General features: G+C 47.5%; 12 protein-coding genes. 9 read left to right on the top strand and 3 right to left on the bottom strand.

The genetic code is table 11. The annotated features are described in order from the left end of the window. The first annotated feature begins 297 nt into the window (after nt 1–297). The 5 genes from B5D06_RS02900 to B5D06_RS02875 all read left to right on the top strand — a co-directional run bounded on the left by B5D06_RS02900 (nt 298) and on the right by B5D06_RS02875 (nt 8707). Nucleotides 298–558, top strand: a complete 261-nt coding sequence (locus B5D06_RS02900; RefSeq protein WP_078736531.1) for a hypothetical protein — start codon at nt 298–300, stop codon at nt 556–558. A gap of 161 nt (nt 559–719) precedes the next feature. Further along, nucleotides 720–1181 (top strand): HU family DNA-binding protein, encoded by a 462-nt coding sequence (locus tag B5D06_RS02895; RefSeq protein WP_078736530.1) that lies wholly within the window; start codon nt 720–722, stop codon nt 1179–1181. A gap of 370 nt (nt 1182–1551) precedes the next feature. After that, a complete protein-coding gene (locus B5D06_RS02890) occupies nt 1552–1989 on the top strand; it encodes a hypothetical protein (RefSeq protein WP_078736529.1) in 438 nt (145 codons plus the stop codon). A gap of 5 nt (nt 1990–1994) precedes the next feature. After that, a complete protein-coding gene (porW, locus tag B5D06_RS02885; RefSeq protein ID WP_078736528.1) occupies nt 1995–5291 on the top strand; it encodes a type IX secretion system periplasmic lipoprotein PorW/SprE in 3297 nt (1098 codons plus the stop codon). 848 nt (nt 5292–6139) lie between these two features. Next, on the top strand, nt 6140–8707 hold the full coding sequence (locus B5D06_RS02875; RefSeq protein WP_159442677.1) for a TonB-dependent receptor: 2568 nt from the start codon (nt 6140–6142) through the stop codon (nt 8705–8707). A 259-nt stretch (nt 8708–8966) separates the two neighbouring features. Here B5D06_RS02875 and B5D06_RS02870 read toward each other — a convergent pair whose 3' ends face one another. The 3 genes from B5D06_RS02870 to B5D06_RS02860 all read right to left on the bottom strand — a co-directional run bounded on the left by B5D06_RS02870 (nt 8967) and on the right by B5D06_RS02860 (nt 11695). Next, nucleotides 8967–9437 carry a methylated-DNA--[protein]-cysteine S-methyltransferase gene (locus tag B5D06_RS02870; protein ID WP_078736525.1) on the bottom strand — a complete coding sequence of 157 codons (471 nt, stop codon included), beginning with the start codon at nt 9435–9437 and terminating at the stop codon, nt 8967–8969. A gap of 11 nt (nt 9438–9448) precedes the next feature. After that, nucleotides 9449–9943: a thiol peroxidase gene (gene tpx / locus B5D06_RS02865; RefSeq protein ID WP_078736547.1), complete on the bottom strand. Its 495-nt coding sequence runs from the start codon at nt 9941–9943 to the stop codon at nt 9449–9451. Nucleotides 9944–10408: 465 nt separating this feature from the next. After that, complete coding sequence (locus B5D06_RS02860) at nt 10409–11695, bottom strand: hypothetical protein (RefSeq protein WP_143742593.1); 1287 nt, start codon at nt 11693–11695, stop codon at nt 10409–10411. A 202-nt stretch (nt 11696–11897) separates the two neighbouring features. Here B5D06_RS02860 and B5D06_RS02855 point away from each other — a divergent pair, with 202 nt between their 5' ends. The 4 genes from B5D06_RS02855 (at nt 11898) to B5D06_RS02840 (ending at nt 17778) form a co-directional block, all read left to right on the top strand. Continuing rightward, nucleotides 11898–12566, top strand: coding sequence for a DUF6796 family protein (locus B5D06_RS02855; RefSeq protein ID WP_078736523.1), 669 nt, complete (start codon nt 11898–11900; stop codon nt 12564–12566). Continuing rightward, nucleotides 12556–13530 (top strand): ketopantoate reductase family protein, encoded by a 975-nt coding sequence (locus B5D06_RS02850; protein ID WP_078736522.1) that lies wholly within the window; start codon nt 12556–12558, stop codon nt 13528–13530. Before B5D06_RS02855 ends, B5D06_RS02850 begins: the two co-directional genes overlap by 11 nt. Nucleotides 13531–13702: 172 nt before the next feature. Continuing rightward, nucleotides 13703–16498, top strand: coding sequence for a TonB-dependent receptor (locus B5D06_RS02845; RefSeq protein ID WP_078736521.1), 2796 nt, complete (start codon nt 13703–13705; stop codon nt 16496–16498). A gap of 38 nt (nt 16499–16536) precedes the next feature. Further along, nucleotides 16537–17778 carry a DUF4876 domain-containing protein gene (locus tag B5D06_RS02840; RefSeq protein ID WP_078736520.1) on the top strand — a complete coding sequence of 414 codons (1242 nt, stop codon included), beginning with the start codon at nt 16537–16539 and terminating at the stop codon, nt 17776–17778. Nucleotides 17779–17781: the final 3 nt, after the last annotated feature.

Raw genomic sequence — 17781 nt, 5'->3', positions numbered from 1 at the left:
AAACTTGTTTGAGTCTATTTTCTTTTTTGGGGCTTCTCGAATAAGTTTTTCTCTGTTGAAGTTGCATCTCTCAAATGGATTATTCTTTTTGGAGAAGCTCAAAGCGTTTATGTAAAAATCGGACATCAAGAAAAGGCATTTACTGCCTACTAATCAATTTGTTACAAAGACCCCATGTCCGAAATTGACGATTTTAACATTTAAAAAGATGTCCGAATTTGACTGATTTTTGGCAGAATTTGATTAGCAAGATAGGCGTTTTCATGCCGAAATTTGCAAGAGAAGGAGGTGAGAGATATGAGAGACTCAAAAAAAGAAACTGAGGTAAGTAAGAAAAAGAGGCGGGCACTGGAGCTCGCCGAGGAGCGAATGGAGCTCTTGGATATGTTACGCCTCATTGCACGAGACGAGATAGAGCATTGGACAGAAGAAAGGAAAAAAGAAAAACGGAAGAAGAAAAGAGAAAAAAAGAGGGAGCAAAAGCTTCGCAAAGGGCATCGTTCTCGCTCCTGCTCTCTGTGTAGTTTTTGGGAAAGATTATTCCATCTCGATAAATAATAGGGTTTATCTTCTTTTAGAATTGTCTCTTTTATCCTACCCCTCTAAGTAAAGAACAGAAAAAGAAAAAGTGACCCCCTACCCTCTCGCACGCAAACTAAGGGGTGTACAGGAAGCAAAATGAGTATGAAAGGAACGAAAAAGTAATCGACCAGAGTTTTATGTTAAAGTATCACGTAAAGAAAGAAATACTGCGAGTCGGTAAAGAAAGAGGTAAAAGCGTCTATTATGCAGCGCAAGTACCGCACAAAAAAATCTCTCCTAAGGAAGTGGAAAATCAAATAATGCAAATAACCTCCCTATCCCGTACAGATGTACGAGCCACGCTCAGTGCCTTTGCCGAGGTAATACGAGAAGAGATTCTTTTGGGTAATGCTGTTGATTTGGCCAATTTGGGCACTCTGAAAATCGTCTCCATCGGAAAGCGAAAAAATGAACGCTCTGAGGTATCGACAGCAACGCTCAAAACACCTCGCATCCAATTCTTACCGAAACACTCTCTGGCTCTGAAAGCACGAGAAATTGAGTGCAAGATTATTGACGAAGAGGAGGTGGCAGCTGCCTCTGGCGAACGAAAAAGTGAAGAAGTTAACAACGTAGGCTTGAATATACCTCAATCTTAAAGGCCTCAATGCAGACTTTTGAAACCCGTGTAGCGGTGCTCGTTGCCATATAAACAGCTAAAAAGATGTTACAGCCTCTCCTTGGAAATGATTCCTGAGGAGGGGCACATCGTGAAACTCAGGACTGCTGGACTGTTTCCTAAAATCATTGAAAAACATCTCTTTATAGTTTTCTATTCCAAGTACAAATCCCCATTTTTCTCGGGAGATGAGATAACCCTCGTTAAGCCTCATTGAAAGGCTCATTCAGCCGCGTTCTGAGTCTGGTTACAACCCATCCATCCCCTATCGACTAACCGTACAACGAGTGTCGATATACTATACCGCTGTACTGTTTCGTTGTATTAGGGTTATTGTGTACTTTTGAAGTATGATAAAGATAATAGGTATTTTCATTGCCTTAGGATTGGTAATTTGGGTGCTCCGTCGCTGGGCGAGACGTCACGGTGCTATAGAGGAGCATGTAGAGGATATAAAGAAAGATATCGAAACATGGGGCAATCCCTCGGCAGGGTGCAGTACATGTAGCAGCTCGACCTGTTGCTCTTCGGGTTGTTCTACCCCCACTCCAAAGAAAAAAGAGGTTGTTTATTACGACGATGAGGAGTTAGACCGCTTTGCTCGGCGTACCTCTACGGACTATACGCCCGAGGAGGTCGAGGAGTTTCGAGAGATCCTCACCACACTTTACCCTCAGGAAGTGAACGCATGGCTCAAGAGCCTTGAGCAACGTTTCATAAACCTTCCGATAGCGTTACAGGAAGAGGCGCATCAGCTCATAGAATCGGCAAAAGAGTTACAACGGTAGTTTTGATGACCCGCGTACAATACTATTCTCGAGTACTATGCCTGCTACTGATTGTGGCAGTGGGTTATGGGTGCTCTACACGCAAGAATACATCGTCATCACGCTTCTATCATCGTCTCACAACTCGCTATAATGTCTACTACAACGGACAGAAACAATTTTCCGAATCTTATAGCAACCTCATCAAATCTCACACAGAGAGCTACTCCGAACCCATATTCTTAGATCCCATAGAGGCACAGCGAGGTGTCCTCAAAGAGACTGTAGGCGGAGCCTTTGACAAGGCTCTTGAGAAGGGCCAGAAAGCCATCAAAATGCACTCCATACGGGTAAAACCAGAGCGGAAGCGCAATGCCTCGCCCAAAGATGAAGCCTTCTACCGCCGTAGAGAGTACAACACATTCCTCCATAATGCTTGGTTATTGGTGGGGAAGTCGCAGTTCTACAATGGCGATTTTATGAATGCCATGGCGACTTTCTCCTATATGTCTCGGCTCTATGCTACCGAACCTCTTATCCGCGACGAAGCTCGTTTGTGGCAGGCACGTAGTTATGTAGCGATGGATTGGCTTCACGAGGGAGAGACTTTGGTCGCGGGACTACAAACGACCCAATCGCTCCAGCGTAAGAGTGCTATATACGATAAAACAAAGGCAGAAATAGCCTTGGCACTCGGCAAACAGGAAGAAGCCATCGAACCCCTTCGTAGAGCCATACGCAAAGAACCCGACCGAATAGAGCGTATGCGCATGCGTTACCTTCTGGGACAACTGCAAATGCGTGCCAAACGCAACAGAGAGGCAGACCGTACTTTCGCTACACTCTTACGTCAGGCCCCACCTTTTGCCATGGAGATTGCAACCCATTTGCGCCGTGTAGAGATAGAGGCGCAGAAAAACCCTCGCAATGCCATACGCTCCACACAGAAGCTCGCGCGCAATGGGCGTAATAAGAATGTTCTCGACCGCATATACCTCACACAGGGACAACTCTATCTCATGCTCCCCGACACACTTGAAGCGATCAAAGCACTCCGCTTGGGAGGGGAGAAAAGCACCGAGAGGAAGGAAGACTATGCCCTCTGTCAAATCACATTAGGTTATATATACAGAGCGCAACGCAACTGGCTCGAAGCGCAAAAAGCATTTGCTGCTGGAGCTCCGACTCTACCCCAAAAACACCCGCTATACGACGATGCCAACCGACTGTCGAAGCAGTTGGACGCCTTGGGACTACATGTAAAGTCGTTGGTAGAGCAAGATAGTTTACGTCATTTGGCCTCTCTGCCCGAGGAGGAGCGGTTCAGAATAATCGATAGTGCCATCACAGCCTATAAAAGGGCTGAGAAAGAGCGTATGCGCAACGAACAAATGGCAGAGCAGGAAGAGAAGCAACGCATCGCCAATGAGGAGATGGGCGGACTTTCCAAACAATCCCCTGGACTTACTCCTGCGCAACCCCCGACTGTAGGAGGGGAGTTTTATTTCTATAACCCTCAACTCATCGCACAGGGTAAAGCAAAGTTCGTGCAATTATGGGGGCAGAGACCACTCGAAGATGATTGGCGCAGGCGACGCAAGCAAATAGCCCCAACAGCAGAAAGCAACGCCTCCCCCACAGAGGGAGAGAAGAGAGAGACGACGGATGCTCCCACAGCCGAAACTCCTGAGGGAGAAGAGAACCCAGCTTTGGCGGTCGTTCCCGAGGCAGAAGATCCTAAACAGCGTGCCTACTATCTGGCACAACTTCCGCTCACAGAGGAACAAATGGCTGCCAGCGACATCATTATCCAGAATGCACTCTCGGGTATGGCTCAGGTCTTTGAGAACGAAATGGGGCTTTATCAAGAAGCTATCGAAGCTTGGGAGGAACTTCTAAGGAGATACCCCGATTATAACGAGAAACTTACGGTATACTATCAACTCTACATGCTCTGTGAGCGGGTGGGAGAGCGTAGCAAAGCCGCCGAGTGGCAAAGAAATCTTGTAAGCCAATACCCCGAGGAACCGCTTGCCAAGGCCGTATCGGACCCCAATTATATCAGCAAATTACGCTCGGCAGACAGTATTTCCAACGATATTTACAAAGAGGCTTGGCTTGCCTACCGTGGGGGAGAGGCTCCCAAGATACGTCTTGCTATGGAGCGTATGAAACAGGAGTTTCCGCTATCGGAGCTACTCCCCAAAATGTACTATCTCAATGCTCTGAGCTACGTACTCGAGGGAAATCAGGAGCAATTCAAGAAGGCTCTCGAGGAAATGATTGCTCTCTACCCGCAGGGAGAGGCGAGCGAACCAGCGCAACGTATGCTCTCTGAACTACTGCGTGGTCGTAAAATAGCCCAAGGAGGGTATACAGGCTTGCAGTATGATGCCCTCTTCGGAGGGGAAGAGAGTGGTGCAGGCACCGATTCGCTCTACTACGCTCTGCCTCTTCTTGCCGAAAAACACAAGGTAGTACTACTCTACCCTGCCGAGGAGACAGATCGTAATACCCTGCTGTTTGCTATCACAACGTTCAACTTCAGTCAATTTACCGACCAAGACCTCTCGCTCTCTCTGGAGCGAGGAGCGACCTCAGACCGACTGCTCATAGGCGACTTTAAGGGGGAGTTTGCAGCCTGGCAATATGTACAAAAAGCCTATTCGCCCAAGGGCTATATGACTCAAATGGGAGGGGAAGCCCTCCTTTTCGCCATCAGTGAACGTAATTGGGAGCAACTTCAAAAGGGCTTGTCCTTAGAAGCGTATATGAATTTCATGGCAGACAGCATCGCCGAACGCTCTCCTACGGCTGCTATTCCTCTGGAGCGATACGCCAACCTCAAATTGGAAGCGGAGCAGCAAGCCCAGCAAGCCGACAAGGGCACTCGACCCACCGATACCCCCGAGGAAGAGCATCCCTCTCAACCCTTGCTACCAACGCTCTTAGAACCCTCTAAGCAAAAGGAAAAAGAACCTATTACAGAGACCTCCACCGAAACCGAACAGAGCGTTGAAACTCCCGAGCAGGAAGAAGTAACAACTTCTACGGAAACCACTGCCGAAAACGACAAAAAGAAAATTGTCTCTGAGAGCAAGCCGATCTCTTACGACGATGTGCGTCGCCTTGAAAAAGAGCGAAAGATGCGCGAAAAACAACTTGCCGAAGAGAAGAAAAAGAGAGAACGAGCCGTCGAGGAGGCACGTAGACAAGCACTCCGAGAGCGTGAAAAAAAACGTCAAGAGGAGCGTCGTAAACGTGCCGAAGCAGAGAAAGAACGTCGGAACAAAGCGCGTGCCAAGGAGCGCACCAAGAAGTAATCAAAGAACATTGCTCTGCCCCCAATCCACCCCACCCCCTTTTGATACGACTTTGCAGAGTACTGCAATCACAGAGCGTTAAGCCCCACAAGCGTCAGGAAGTATGACCTCTTCTTAATATAGGGGGCTAATGGGCTTAAAGCTAATAGAGATAAGGAAGTTGTTCCAAAAAGTTCTCCCCCTCCCCTCTCCCTTACGGCAAGACAACAAGTACCCTGCTATACAACAACTGGTAGCCTCTTTTCCAAAAAAAGTGGGAGTAAGTCGCTGTCTCTTATCTTTAGTACTGGAAAGAGAAAAAGAGAAAACGGGAGTTTCGATAGGAGAACGTTTCTCTCTGTAAGCAATCTTTTCATGCTTGTATCCTGCGAAATTTCCTCTTTTATCATGCCTAATTCTCTATATTAAGATTGAATACACATATACGTAAATTGAATATATATAAACGTAATCTAAATATACATATACGTAGATTGCAAATAGAGAATTACGCAGAATAAAAGCAACTTTTGCTCCTACAAAATCTACTTTTTAAAAGGGTTTAATCGGGTTATTCACTCTCATCGAAAAGGGAAGAGAGCAAACGTCAATGTATGAAACAGGCTTAAATTGCTCTCTTTTTGATACACCACCTCCCCCCAAAAAATCTATTTCTCCCCCGCAAGGCACTACTCCTTTCTGTTCTCCCCTCGCTTATTTTAACATATTCCTTTGCCCATAAAAAGCCTTTTTACAGTCCTTTTAGCCATACTGTAATAGCAAGATATTTCAGTTGTGAAATTATGTACTATCTTTGCCGTATCAAAAACATAATACAGGCAATTAACCTAAGTAAAGTATCGAACATGATGAAAAGAAGTAAAACCCACTCCATGGCCATGATAGGGCTCCTCAGCCTAATACTCGGCCTCTTCACGCCTGAGCAGGGGAAAGCACAGCGACAGGAAATAACTCTCAAAGGAGTTATCATGGATAGTGTTACCAATGAAACCATACCCTATGCAACCATAGCTATCACACCGATGCGAGGAGCGCAACAACTGGAAACCCTCCAACAGGTAACGGACGACATGGGACGCTTTGCCGTATTGGTTCCTTCGGCAGAGGAATATAGCCTCTTAGCCTCTTTTGTGGGCAAGAAAATGAATCCTCTAAAAGTCTCTTACGAACGTGTACAATCGGGAGCTATGGTGCGTGTGCGAATGCAAGACCGTACAGAGGAACTCTCCACCGTAACGGTTACAGCTGCTCGTCCCTTGGTACGTATCGATGCCGACCGCATTGCTTACAACGTTACCGACGACCCTATGAGCAAGAGTGAAAACCTGCGAGATATGCTCCGCAAAGTACCTTTGGTCACGGTAGACGGAGAGGGCAATGTACAGGTAAAGGGCTCTTCCAACTTCCGCATATATCTCAACGGTAAACCCTCCTCCATGATGAGTTCCAATCCTAAGGAAGTGTTGCGTAGTATCCCCGCCACCTCCATCAAAAAGGTAGAGGTCATTACCGACCCAGGGGTTAAATACGACGCCGAGGGGGTCAATGCCATACTCAACATAGTAACCGATTCTACCTCTTTAGAGGGGTATACAGGTACGCTCTCTTTCAATGCTTCGCCCCTACAACCCTACCTCTCGCCCTCGCTTTTCTTCACAGGAAAAATCGGCAAGCTCGGGATAACCACCAACTACAGCTATTGGGATTACCGTACTACAATAAGTACAGAGACCCATACCGACATAGATTTTACCCATGGTAAGCAGAGAGAACTCTCCCGTATGCCCGACAATAAAGCCCATGGACACTATGGAAGTCTCAACTTAACCTATGACTTTAATCCGAAAAATCTCCTCTCGGCAGATGTTTCCTTTAACCTTTACGACTCAAAAAACAGAACACTCTCCGAAAATAGACTAACCCAAACAACAGGCGTGCTACAAGATGCCTACGAGGGCAATACGCATAACAAGAGCCATTCGGGTTCGATAGAAGCCAATATCGACTATCAGCATAGCACCGATAGAGAGAACGAACTCCTTACACTCTCCTACCGATTGATGCACAGCCCCAGTGGTAGCGAACAAAATATGGACCTTAACTACACGCATCGTGGAGGAGTAGCCATTGTTTCCCCCTTGCCCCTTCAGCAGAGGTCGCACTCTCGCGCCGCTCTCAATGAACACACCGTGCAGATAGACTATACTCGCCCCTTTGGGACGGTACACCTTATCGACGTAGGAGCTAAGACTATCTTCCGCCGCGGTAGTAGCCACTCAACGTACGAACTGTTCAATCCTATCCAGCAAACTTGGGAGAAGGGAAGTCTCTTCGGGCAACACGTGGGCATTGCTTCGGCTCCCATGAAGTATCAACAAGACATATATGGCATTTACGCCAACTATACCGCCAAACTTACAGACTTTACCCTCATAGCAGGTGTGCGAGGCGAGTACGGCATTTATAATGTACGCTTCGATGACTTGGAGGGAGCAAACTTCTCTCGCACTTTCCTCGACCTTGTACCCCAAGTAACGCTCTCTTACCAGCTGAGCAATATGCAGCAACTCAAGCTCTCGTACAATTATCGTGTAGCTCGCCCCAACATCAGACAACTCAATCCCTATCGCACGCAACAATCACCCACACTGATAAGTGAGGGGAATCCCGACATCAACAACTCTAAGATGCACCACCTCAACCTGTCGTACAACTATTACAGTCAGAAGTTTACGCTCATGGCATCACTACAAGGAGGTTACTCCAACGATAATATTACCCAGATTATGTACCTCGACAAGGAGAATCCGACCATAGTACACGCCTCTTGGGGCAACTACGGCACCTCTCGAAATATGGGTGGAAACGTCTTCATCAACTATACCCCCAAGCCATGGTTACGTATCTATGCCAATGGTAACCTTACTCACTACTACTTCGAGGCTCGCAACCAAAAAAATCCTCAGGGCGAAGCTTACACCAACAGCCAGCAAGGGTTCGGGGGAGTATCCTACCTCGGAGCTACGATTACCCTCCCCAAGAAGTGGACTGTGGGGCTTAATGGAGGGTTCTTTGCTCAGGAGCCCCGATTGGGGCATAGCAGTGTCTACGGCACATGGCATAATATGTCGCTCTCGAAAGCCCTCTTCAAGAACCGCCTTACGCTCTCTGCCTTTGTCAATAACCCCTTTATGCCCTATCAAACATTCCGTGTAACAACCACCGCTCCTGGCTTTAGAGGAGAGGTTGCCGTCAAGCAGTTTATGTTCAATGGAGGGATAGGAATAAGCTACAACTTCGGTCAGATGAAGAGCCAGATACGCAAAGTACAGCGCACTATTGTAAATGATGACTTAAGTAAGGCTAAAGGTTCCGAATCGCAACAAGGTATCGGACAGGGACAAGGCGGTAAATAAAACAACCCTACAACCCTGAGACTATAACGTCTCGACACTTGCAAATTTTTCTGTTTTCATACTCGATGAACGGAGGGGAAGTGCCTATATGCGCTTTCCCTCTTTTCGTACTCAAGGGTTACTGCACAGGAGATTTGACAAAAGAAGAGAGAAGAAAAGGCTCGCAATAGGGAGAAAAGCTCTTCTTGATATGCTTTTAGCATCTTTACGACACCGCTCTTAAAGCTGAGGAGAGGAGATATTGCGCGGGATGGTCGCTCTACTGGCACTGTTGCTCGGCTTCCCAACGGAGCAAAGCCTCTTTGAGAGAGATTCCATAATAGTACCCCCCAATACCTCCCGACGAACGTATAACCCGATGACAAGGGATAATTAAGGGGAAAGGGTTCGCCCCGACGGCATTGGCAACAGCTCGCACCGCTCGGGGGCTTCCTATACGCTGGGCTATCTGCAGATAGCTAACGGTTGTACCTATTGGTATTTTGCAGAGTTCTCGCCACACCTTGCACTGAAAGGGAGTACCCCGCCAGAGCATTTCGTCAGGGATTTCCTCTTGTAAGAGACAGAGCAAGCCTGCTCCCCCATCATCGGTAAGCTCCACGCCCTCGGGGAGTAACTCCAGATGCCAAGCAGAAGGGCTTTTCATCACACGAACCGCCCCAAAATAGGGGACATAAAGCAGGGTTGCGACCATAACGTGAGAGGCTGCCGACTTTGGGAGCTTTCCCATGAAGCCTCTCGTCAAGAGAGTGCTTGCATCACGGCATCGTAATTGGGTTCTTGCGAAATGTCTGCGACTAACTCATTATACATCACCCTACCCTCGGCATCGATTACCACCACGGCACGCGCCAAAAGTCCTCGAAAGGGTCCAGTAGCTATACCGACGCCGTAGTCGAGATCGAAGGTTGTGTTACGAAACATTGAGAGCGTCCACACCTTGTCGATACCCTCCGCTCCGCAGAAACGAGCCTGTGCAAAGGGTAGATCCTTCGAGATACAGAGTACTATCGTATTCTCCATCTGAACGGCTCGTTCGTTAAAAGCGCGTACACTTCGGGCACAAACACCCGTATCAATGCTGGGGAAGATATTAAGCACGACCCTTTTCCCCTTAAGACTGCCAAGGGTAACCTCCGAGAGATCGCTCATTACGGCGGTAAAGTCTGGGGCTACCTCTCCAACTACGGGCTGATGCCCAATTATCGGTAAAAATTCGCCCCGCATCTGCACCATAGTTGTATCGGGTGCTTTGGCAATATCCTCTACGGCAAAGGGAGGTTCTTGTTCACTTGCAGTACAGCTCATCAAGAGCATAGCTGTTACTCCTAAGAGTATTTTTGAGAATAGGTTCATAATTTTTCTGTTATTACAATGGGCACTCCGCCCGATTCACTTGCCACAAAAATAAAACGATATTGGTAGAAAGCAAGCCCTCCTGTGCCAACTCTTGTTTCCACATATAGAAACTCGAGTTTCCATATATCCTAACTTTCACTACAATATGTGGTGTGAACAGAGGCGATACCGAGAGAAGGAAAAAACTTCAAAGAGAGATGCCAGAAGAGGTATAAAGAGGCTTACACAGAGCAAAGCAAGACAAAAAAACTGCCCGAAAACCCCTCTCTGCATAGAAGCCAGTAGGGTTATCGGACAGTAAAAAGAGGCGGAGACCCTATACGCGTCTCGAGCTACTCTCTCTTAGCGATAGTTCACATAGAATGGGGTACCGAGTGAATGGTAGCGATATGCTTCGTACTTGCCTGCACCAGGCGACCATTTACCTGCCATCGAGCAGGGGATAGCTTGATAGCGTCCGTCGGGCTTCTTGACAATCACATAACCAAAGACTACTCTATAACGGTCTGATCCCTGATCTTGGATAGTCCACTCATCACTTTTGATTATGGTCTTCACGATCTTCTCGTTGGAAAATTGCTTACGCATAATCTTCTCAAATATTGCAATCATCTGAGGCGTATTCATGCGTCCCACCCTGGGCATATCATAGACACGATTCTGTCTCTCTTGGTATTCTTCGTATATCTCCTCCTGCTGTTTTGTTTTTCGTTTTTGCACCATCTCATTAATCTCTTGGCGCGTCATTGGCGCAGGATAGATAGACTTATACTCCTGCCCCATAGAAGCGTGCACCTTTTTAAGCGAAGCCACGAGCGTTTGTATCTGAGGGTCATTGTCTGAGAGCCTATCATCGCTTAACCCCTCGGATAGTTTTACCACCGATGTGAGGAGATAATATTTCTTCTGGTTCTGGCTCTCGATCTTGTTGAGGTGATTATCGATTTTAAGAAGGAGATCTTTCAAGCTGACAGTACTCCCATTCCATTTCCCCTTGAAAGGGGAGAGCATGATTTTCTCCACGGCACTTGTTACCCTTTGATACTCCGAAGACCAGCCCCTCCAAGAAAAACCGCCCTTTCCTTCATTCTTGGGATTACCGAAAATTGAGAAGTAATACATCATTACCTTATTATCTTCGGGCCAAGCCATATACTCAATATCTCGGTTTTCCACGGCTTTTTTCAACTTCAACAAGTAGTAGGCAAAAGACTCAAAGCGAGCGCGAAGATCTAAATTCTCATTGAAAACACCGTTGTCTCTCTGCTTCGCCTCGGCATAGAAACTATCGTCTGTCTGCTCGGCTATCTGTACGTTCTTCATAATAGAGAGATAATCCTGCTCTTCGGGCTGAGGCATATTGGGCTTTTGAGATTTATCGTAGCTCTGAACAGGACTCTCGGCAGCCTTCTGTTCTATAGCTTTTTTCTCCTCTCGAGTAGGGGTTTGCTTCTGCTCCAACTCCTCCTCCCAACTCTTCTTAACCTCTTCTGTTACCTCTTTTGCTGCCTTTTTGACTTCCTTCTTCAGTTTCTGCCCCAAAGAACCCAACTGTGCTTGTCCTGGAAGTGTAGCGAGACATAGGACTATACCCAGCCCCAAGAAATTTTTAAACCATGTAAGCTTCATTTTAAATGCAATTATATAACCCATTTATGGGTTGCAAAATTAAAGATTTATTGCAAAGATCCTAACGCACGAAGCAAAATATAGATAACAATAGGTACAAAAAACACACCTTTAGCAGACAAGTGACTAAAATACATACTTATAGGGATTTTACTACTCTTTCATAATCTTTACTTTTGCCCACAAACCATCTTACTACATTATGAACAGAAAACTCTACTACTGGACAGCTTGGGCGGGACTATTGGGGGGCTTGCTAATGTACATAGGCGATATATTGCTCTACTTCTCTACCCAACACTTTATAGATATTGAACGAGAGATACTACCCTCTATGGGAAGTATTCCTACAACGCGCTTTTTCATCGGAGGAACTATCGGCCCCATGGCTACGGCTCTCTACCTACTCGGGTTTTATCACCTCTATCTGCGCGTAAAACCCGAGGCGAAAAAGTGGGGTAAATGGAGCTTTGTTCTCTTTACCCTTGGGATGCTCTTCGGGTGCTCCTTTCATACGATGTTCCCCGCCTTTGGCATTGTCTCCAAAGCAGGGCATCCCGAGCTTGTCGAAGAGCTTTTGAAATATGCTTCTTACTTGGGCGATACATTCTTAGTAGTGACGGGTTTGGGCTGGTTGCTCTACGTTGTCCTCATACTGACGGGGAAGACCTCTTTTCCCCGCTGGAGCATTTTCTTCACGCCCCTTATTACCACAGGACTGGGCGAACTGTGGAAATTCCTTCCCGATCCTATACCTGTCATCACTTGGGGCGGTTGGCTTAGCCTTATCTTCGTGATATTCTACTTCATAGCTCTGATAACATGCAAGCGAGAGGAGAGGGCATACCCCTCAATAAACTATGGAGCGTAAGCGCATTTTGGTATTCGGGGCAGGCGTTATCGGCTCCATCTATGGAGGGTTACTCGCCGAGAGCGGCGCAGATGTTACCCTACTGGCTCGGGGAAAGCGTCTGAGCGAACTTCGGGAACAAGGGCTTGCGCTGCAAAAAGTATCTTGTAAAGAGGGGGCTACCCATGAGGTACTCCACCCCTCGGTACACCTTATCGAAGTACTTACCCCCGACGATGTTTACGATTATATCTTCGTTACCCTCCGTGCCGAGCAGGTCGCAGAGGCGTTACCCCAACTCGCTGCGAACGCTTCGCCCACGTTTGTTTTTATGATCAATAACGCCCACGGCTACACGGCTTGGGAGCAAGCATTAGGCAAGGGGCGAGTGCTGCCCGCTTTTCCTGGAGCTGGAGGAAGCATCAAAGAGGGCATTGTGCAGTATGGCATAGTACAACAGCAGGTACAACCGACCGTATTGGGCGAAATCGACGGCACTCTAAGCCCGAGACTGTACACCTTGCAGAGACTGCTACGAGAGGCTGGATTCTGTACAACCATACAGCGCAACATGGATGCTTGGCAAAAAACACATTTGGCACTTGTATGCCCGCTCGCTTGCGCCCTTTACTACGACGGCGGGAACAATTACTCGCTGGCGAATAATCGTAAGGCACTACTCCTAACAGGCAAAAGCATTCGAGAAAATCTCTCGTTTCTCAAGCGTGCAGGCATCGACATTACACCCAGAAGAGTAGCCGCTTTGCGCTTTATACCCAAAGGCTTGATGTGCGACCTCCTGAACAATATCTTTGCCTCACGGTGGGCAGAAACGTTTGTCTTGGAGCATAGCCTCAAAGCTCGTACAGAGATGCTCTATCTTACAGAGCAGTTGCTCGACTTAGCCCAGCAAAGGGGCTTTGCTCTTTCCTCGCTCCAAACGCTTCTTGGCTCCATGCCTCTGGTAGAGAAAAACAGGGTGTAACCCTCTCTTCAAAGCTCTACTACGCCCAACAGATAGGAGAATGCAACAGACTCTAATAACTATTATTAGGGGGATATTAAGGCTTATCGATACCTACATTTGGGTGCATATTTTTTCATTTAGGCTCTGACAAAGTGGGTAATTTTGCGGCGCGTATTGCCCATAGGCTTCCATGGCGAAAAGTATTTTGCATAGTTCCTATTCCATAAGGTATAAAGTTCTTTTTTGTATACTCCTCTCGGCGGTTGCTCTACCCTCTTGGGCGCAAGGCTCTCGGCAGTGTAGCCTAAAGGTTACAGTGCACGATGCATCGACCAAGGAATTTCTACCTGGTGCCTCCGTCATCTTTGAAGTAGAGAAACGTCGGTTAGGAGCGAGTGCCAATGAGCAGGGAGTAGTACTCCTCAAAGGCATTGCTACGGCTACAACAGGTCTATTAAGAGTGCGCCATATAGGGTACAAAGAGTATCGACGTAAACTTACGTTGGAGCAAGACCTGCAACTCACCATTGAGCTACACTCCAATACTGAGTTGAGCGAAGTAGTGGTAACAGCTCGTGAGTCTCAAAAACCAGTTACAGCAGGTATCATAGGTCGTCAATCTATCAACTTACTACAGCCCTCTACTTTCTCTGATTTACTTGCCCTCCTACCTGGGGGAATGACCTCCTCGCCCTATCTGGCAGAGCGCAATACCATACGATTGCGAGAGGCAACTCCTCCCTCGTCGGAGAACTATAGAACCTCCTCGGTGGGTACTGCCTTTGAAATCGATGGCGTACCGATCAACACCGATGCCAATATGCAGAGCTACTCCAACAATGTGTGGTCTACCGACAATCAACGCCGTTCGGGTGGGGTACTTAATATGGGCGGTGGCGTAGATATGCGCAGTATATCCACGGACGACATCGAAGAGGTCGAAGTGCTTCGAGGAGTGCCCTCTGTAGAGCATGGCAATCTGGTATCGGGTTTGATACGCATCAAACGTAAAATGCAAGCAGTGCCTCCCATGGCACGCGTTAAAGCCGACCCCAAGAGCAAACTTATCTACTTGGGTTCGGGCTTTAGTTGGCGCGAAAAAAAGAGTGTACTCAACCTCTCGGCAGACTATCTCGACAGTAAAATATCGCCTATCAACAGCTTTGAAAACTTCCGCCGACTCTCTTTTTCGGCGCGCTATCTACACGACTTTACCACACCCCAATATAGCGGGCGGTGGAGGCAAAGCTTAGACTATGGAGGTACCTTCGACAACGAAAAGGTAGATCCCGAGCAACAGAAAAACCTGCAAGACAAATTCTTTAGCAGTAACAACCGCTTCTCTCTATCGGGAGGGCTATCGCTCAAAGCGCACCAAAGCAAGACTTTCGTAGAGCAATTTGACCTTCAGTACAGTCTTTCGGCACAGAGAGATGATGTACATGAGCAGCGTTTTGTCTCGACCGTGCGCATCAATCCGCTTACTACAGTAACTGAGGGCGAGAGTGATGCTTTCTTTGCACCCAATAGTTACCTTGCCACGATATCGGTAGAGGGGCGTCCCGTAACCGCTTTTCTCAAGCCGATAGTTCGCTTCCGCCCATGGTGGGGCAATAGAGTTACAGTGGGGGGCGAATACACTTTTAGCAAAAACTTCGGAGCAGGAGCCTCTTACGATGTATCTCGCCCGATAGATTTGGGGCTTCCCACTCGTCTACGCCCACACCACACCATTCCCGCAGAGCATAAAGTAGCCCTATTTTTAGAGGATAGGGGGCACTGGAAGATAGGACAGAGAGCCTCAATAGAGTGCTTAGCAGGGGTGCGTTTACAGACCATGGCAGCACCTAAAGCCTATAGCATAGCATGGTACCCCCACATAGACCCACGGTTTAACCTACGCTACGAACAGAGTTTTCTCTCCACAGAGCATCCCCTGACCCTTGGTCTCAACCTCGGAGCAGGTCTACTCTCCCTGCTCCCCTCATCGGCCTATCTCTATCCTGCGCCCGACTATTACGACGTGGTAGAGCTTAACTATTATACAGCCCAAGAGAGCCAAAGGCGCGTACACTTCCGCACCTATGCCTTAGACCTTGCCAACTATCGGCTAACAGCTCCCCGCAACCTAAAGACCGAAGTACGGCTCGATGCCGCCATGACAGGGTATCAACTCTCCGTTACCGCCTTTAGAGAGGATATAAAAAACGGCTACCGACAGATGCCTCGTATAGCCTCTTTTCCCTATCGCAAATACGATGCCTCGGGTATAGACCCCAACACACTGGTAGGAGCTCCCGACATCGGTACTATTCCCTTTGTACAAGACACTACGATGGCACTATATGGCGTAACAGACAATGGAAGTCGCACCCTAAAAAGAGGTATCGAATGGCAATTTTCCACCCCTCGCATAGCCGCTTGGAATACCCGTTTCACCTGCAATGGAGCTTGGTTCGTAACGCTTTATGAAAATAGCATCTCCTATATAGACAGACCCAACATCATATTCGATGGGGAGAGCCTACCGCTCTTCGGGGTGTACAAGAACGATACAGGCTATACCAGCTCGCGCTTGACAGCTTCGCTAATGATCGATACCTATATTCCTCGTCTCGACCTGCTCTTTGCTACTACGTTGGAGAGTATGTTCTTTAGCCGACACACCGTACAGCCTCAAGCCCGTATCCCCGAGAAATACATCGATAAGCAGGGTGTGGAGCATCCTTTCACCGAAGCCTCTATGAACGATGCTATGCTCAAGCAGTTGGTTCGTTCGGGCAGCAGCACCCCTACCACTACACATATCCCCTTTGCTGGATTTGTAAACTTCAAGGCAACCAAGCAATTCTTCTCTCGCAAGCTCGGTGTAGCCCTTTTTGTCAATAGATTGATTTCGATAGAGCCTCTTTACGAGAGATCGGGACGTACCGTACGCAGAGCCTCGACCCCCTATTTCGGCATGGAGCTCCACGTACATCTATAATCTTTCTTTAAGTATCAACAATTAATCCCATTAAACAAATGAAAAAGCAAATTTTATTTCTACTCGCAGCTGTCGGCCTCTTGGCGATAAGCTCTTGTCATAAAGAGGCACCTCTGCAAAAGTCTAAGGTTACCGTATCTGTAACCCTGCAATCGTTTGAAAAGTCCTATACGTTAGAGGATTCTCAGCTCACCTTCAACGAAGTTAATACGGGACAGAAGCTCCAATTTAACTTCCCTCAAGGCACCTCTCAGGCAGAAGTGCCCTTTGGGCTCTACAACATCGATGCAAAAGGGAAGGCAAAGTACACAGCCAATGGTCAAGAGGTTACTACGCCTGTAGTGGGAAGTAGTAAGAATGTTACTATAAACACTGCCACAAGCCAGATAAGCCTTGAACTCGTTTTTGCAGAAGTTCCCGTAGTTGAGGAGGGGGATATTCGCTCTCTTGTCATCTCCGAAATCTTCCCCTCGGGTACGCTAACCCCCAATGGAGATAAGTACATAGGCGATCAATACTTTCGCATCTACAACAACTCCGACAAAGTGGTATATGCCGATAGCCTACTGATCTTGGAGTCCTCTTTCAACACTATCTTGGTACAAAAAATCGAGCCTAAACTCACCGAGACTTGCTTCCCCGTGCAAGCAGTCTATATGATACCTGGTACAGGAAAAGACGTTGCAATACAACCTGGTCGTTACCTAACCATTTGCGACCAAGCAAACAATCACAAGAGTATCAACAGCAACTCTCTCGACCTGAGCAAAGCTGATTTTGAGTGGTACGATGAAACACCTGCCAACTCCAGAGTAAAAGATGTGGATAACCCTGCCGTACCCAATCTTGAGAAGATCTACTGCTACACACGTACGATCTGGAGTCTTCACGACAGAGGAGGTTCTTCCTACGCTATTGCAAAGATGAAGACCTCTAAAGAGGACTACCTCTCCAATTACGAGGCTGATTATATCTGGAAGTTTGACATGCCCGACGGAACAGTTAGAGAGATTGAGAAAAAGACCTATTATATCCCCACAGAGTGGATTATAGATGGCGTAAACATGAGCATCAAGACTTTGGACAAATGGCTTGTAATGCCCACCGCTCTCGATCGTGGTTTTACTTATGTTTCTACCATAAACATGGATCCCGAGCGTTATGGCAAAGCCGTAGTTCGCAAAATAGGAGAGACCCAAAAAGGTATCGTACAGATGCTAGACACCAACAACTCGACCAACGACTTCACGCCTCAAGCGAAACCCTCGCTGCTTAACTGATTG

Source organism: Porphyromonas circumdentaria (genome assembly GCF_900167105.1).
GTDB classification, from domain to species: Bacteria; Bacteroidota; Bacteroidia; order Bacteroidales; family Porphyromonadaceae; genus Porphyromonas; species Porphyromonas circumdentaria.
Note: the sequence above shows the minus strand (reverse complement) of the source record. Positions and strands in the feature narration are given on the sequence as shown.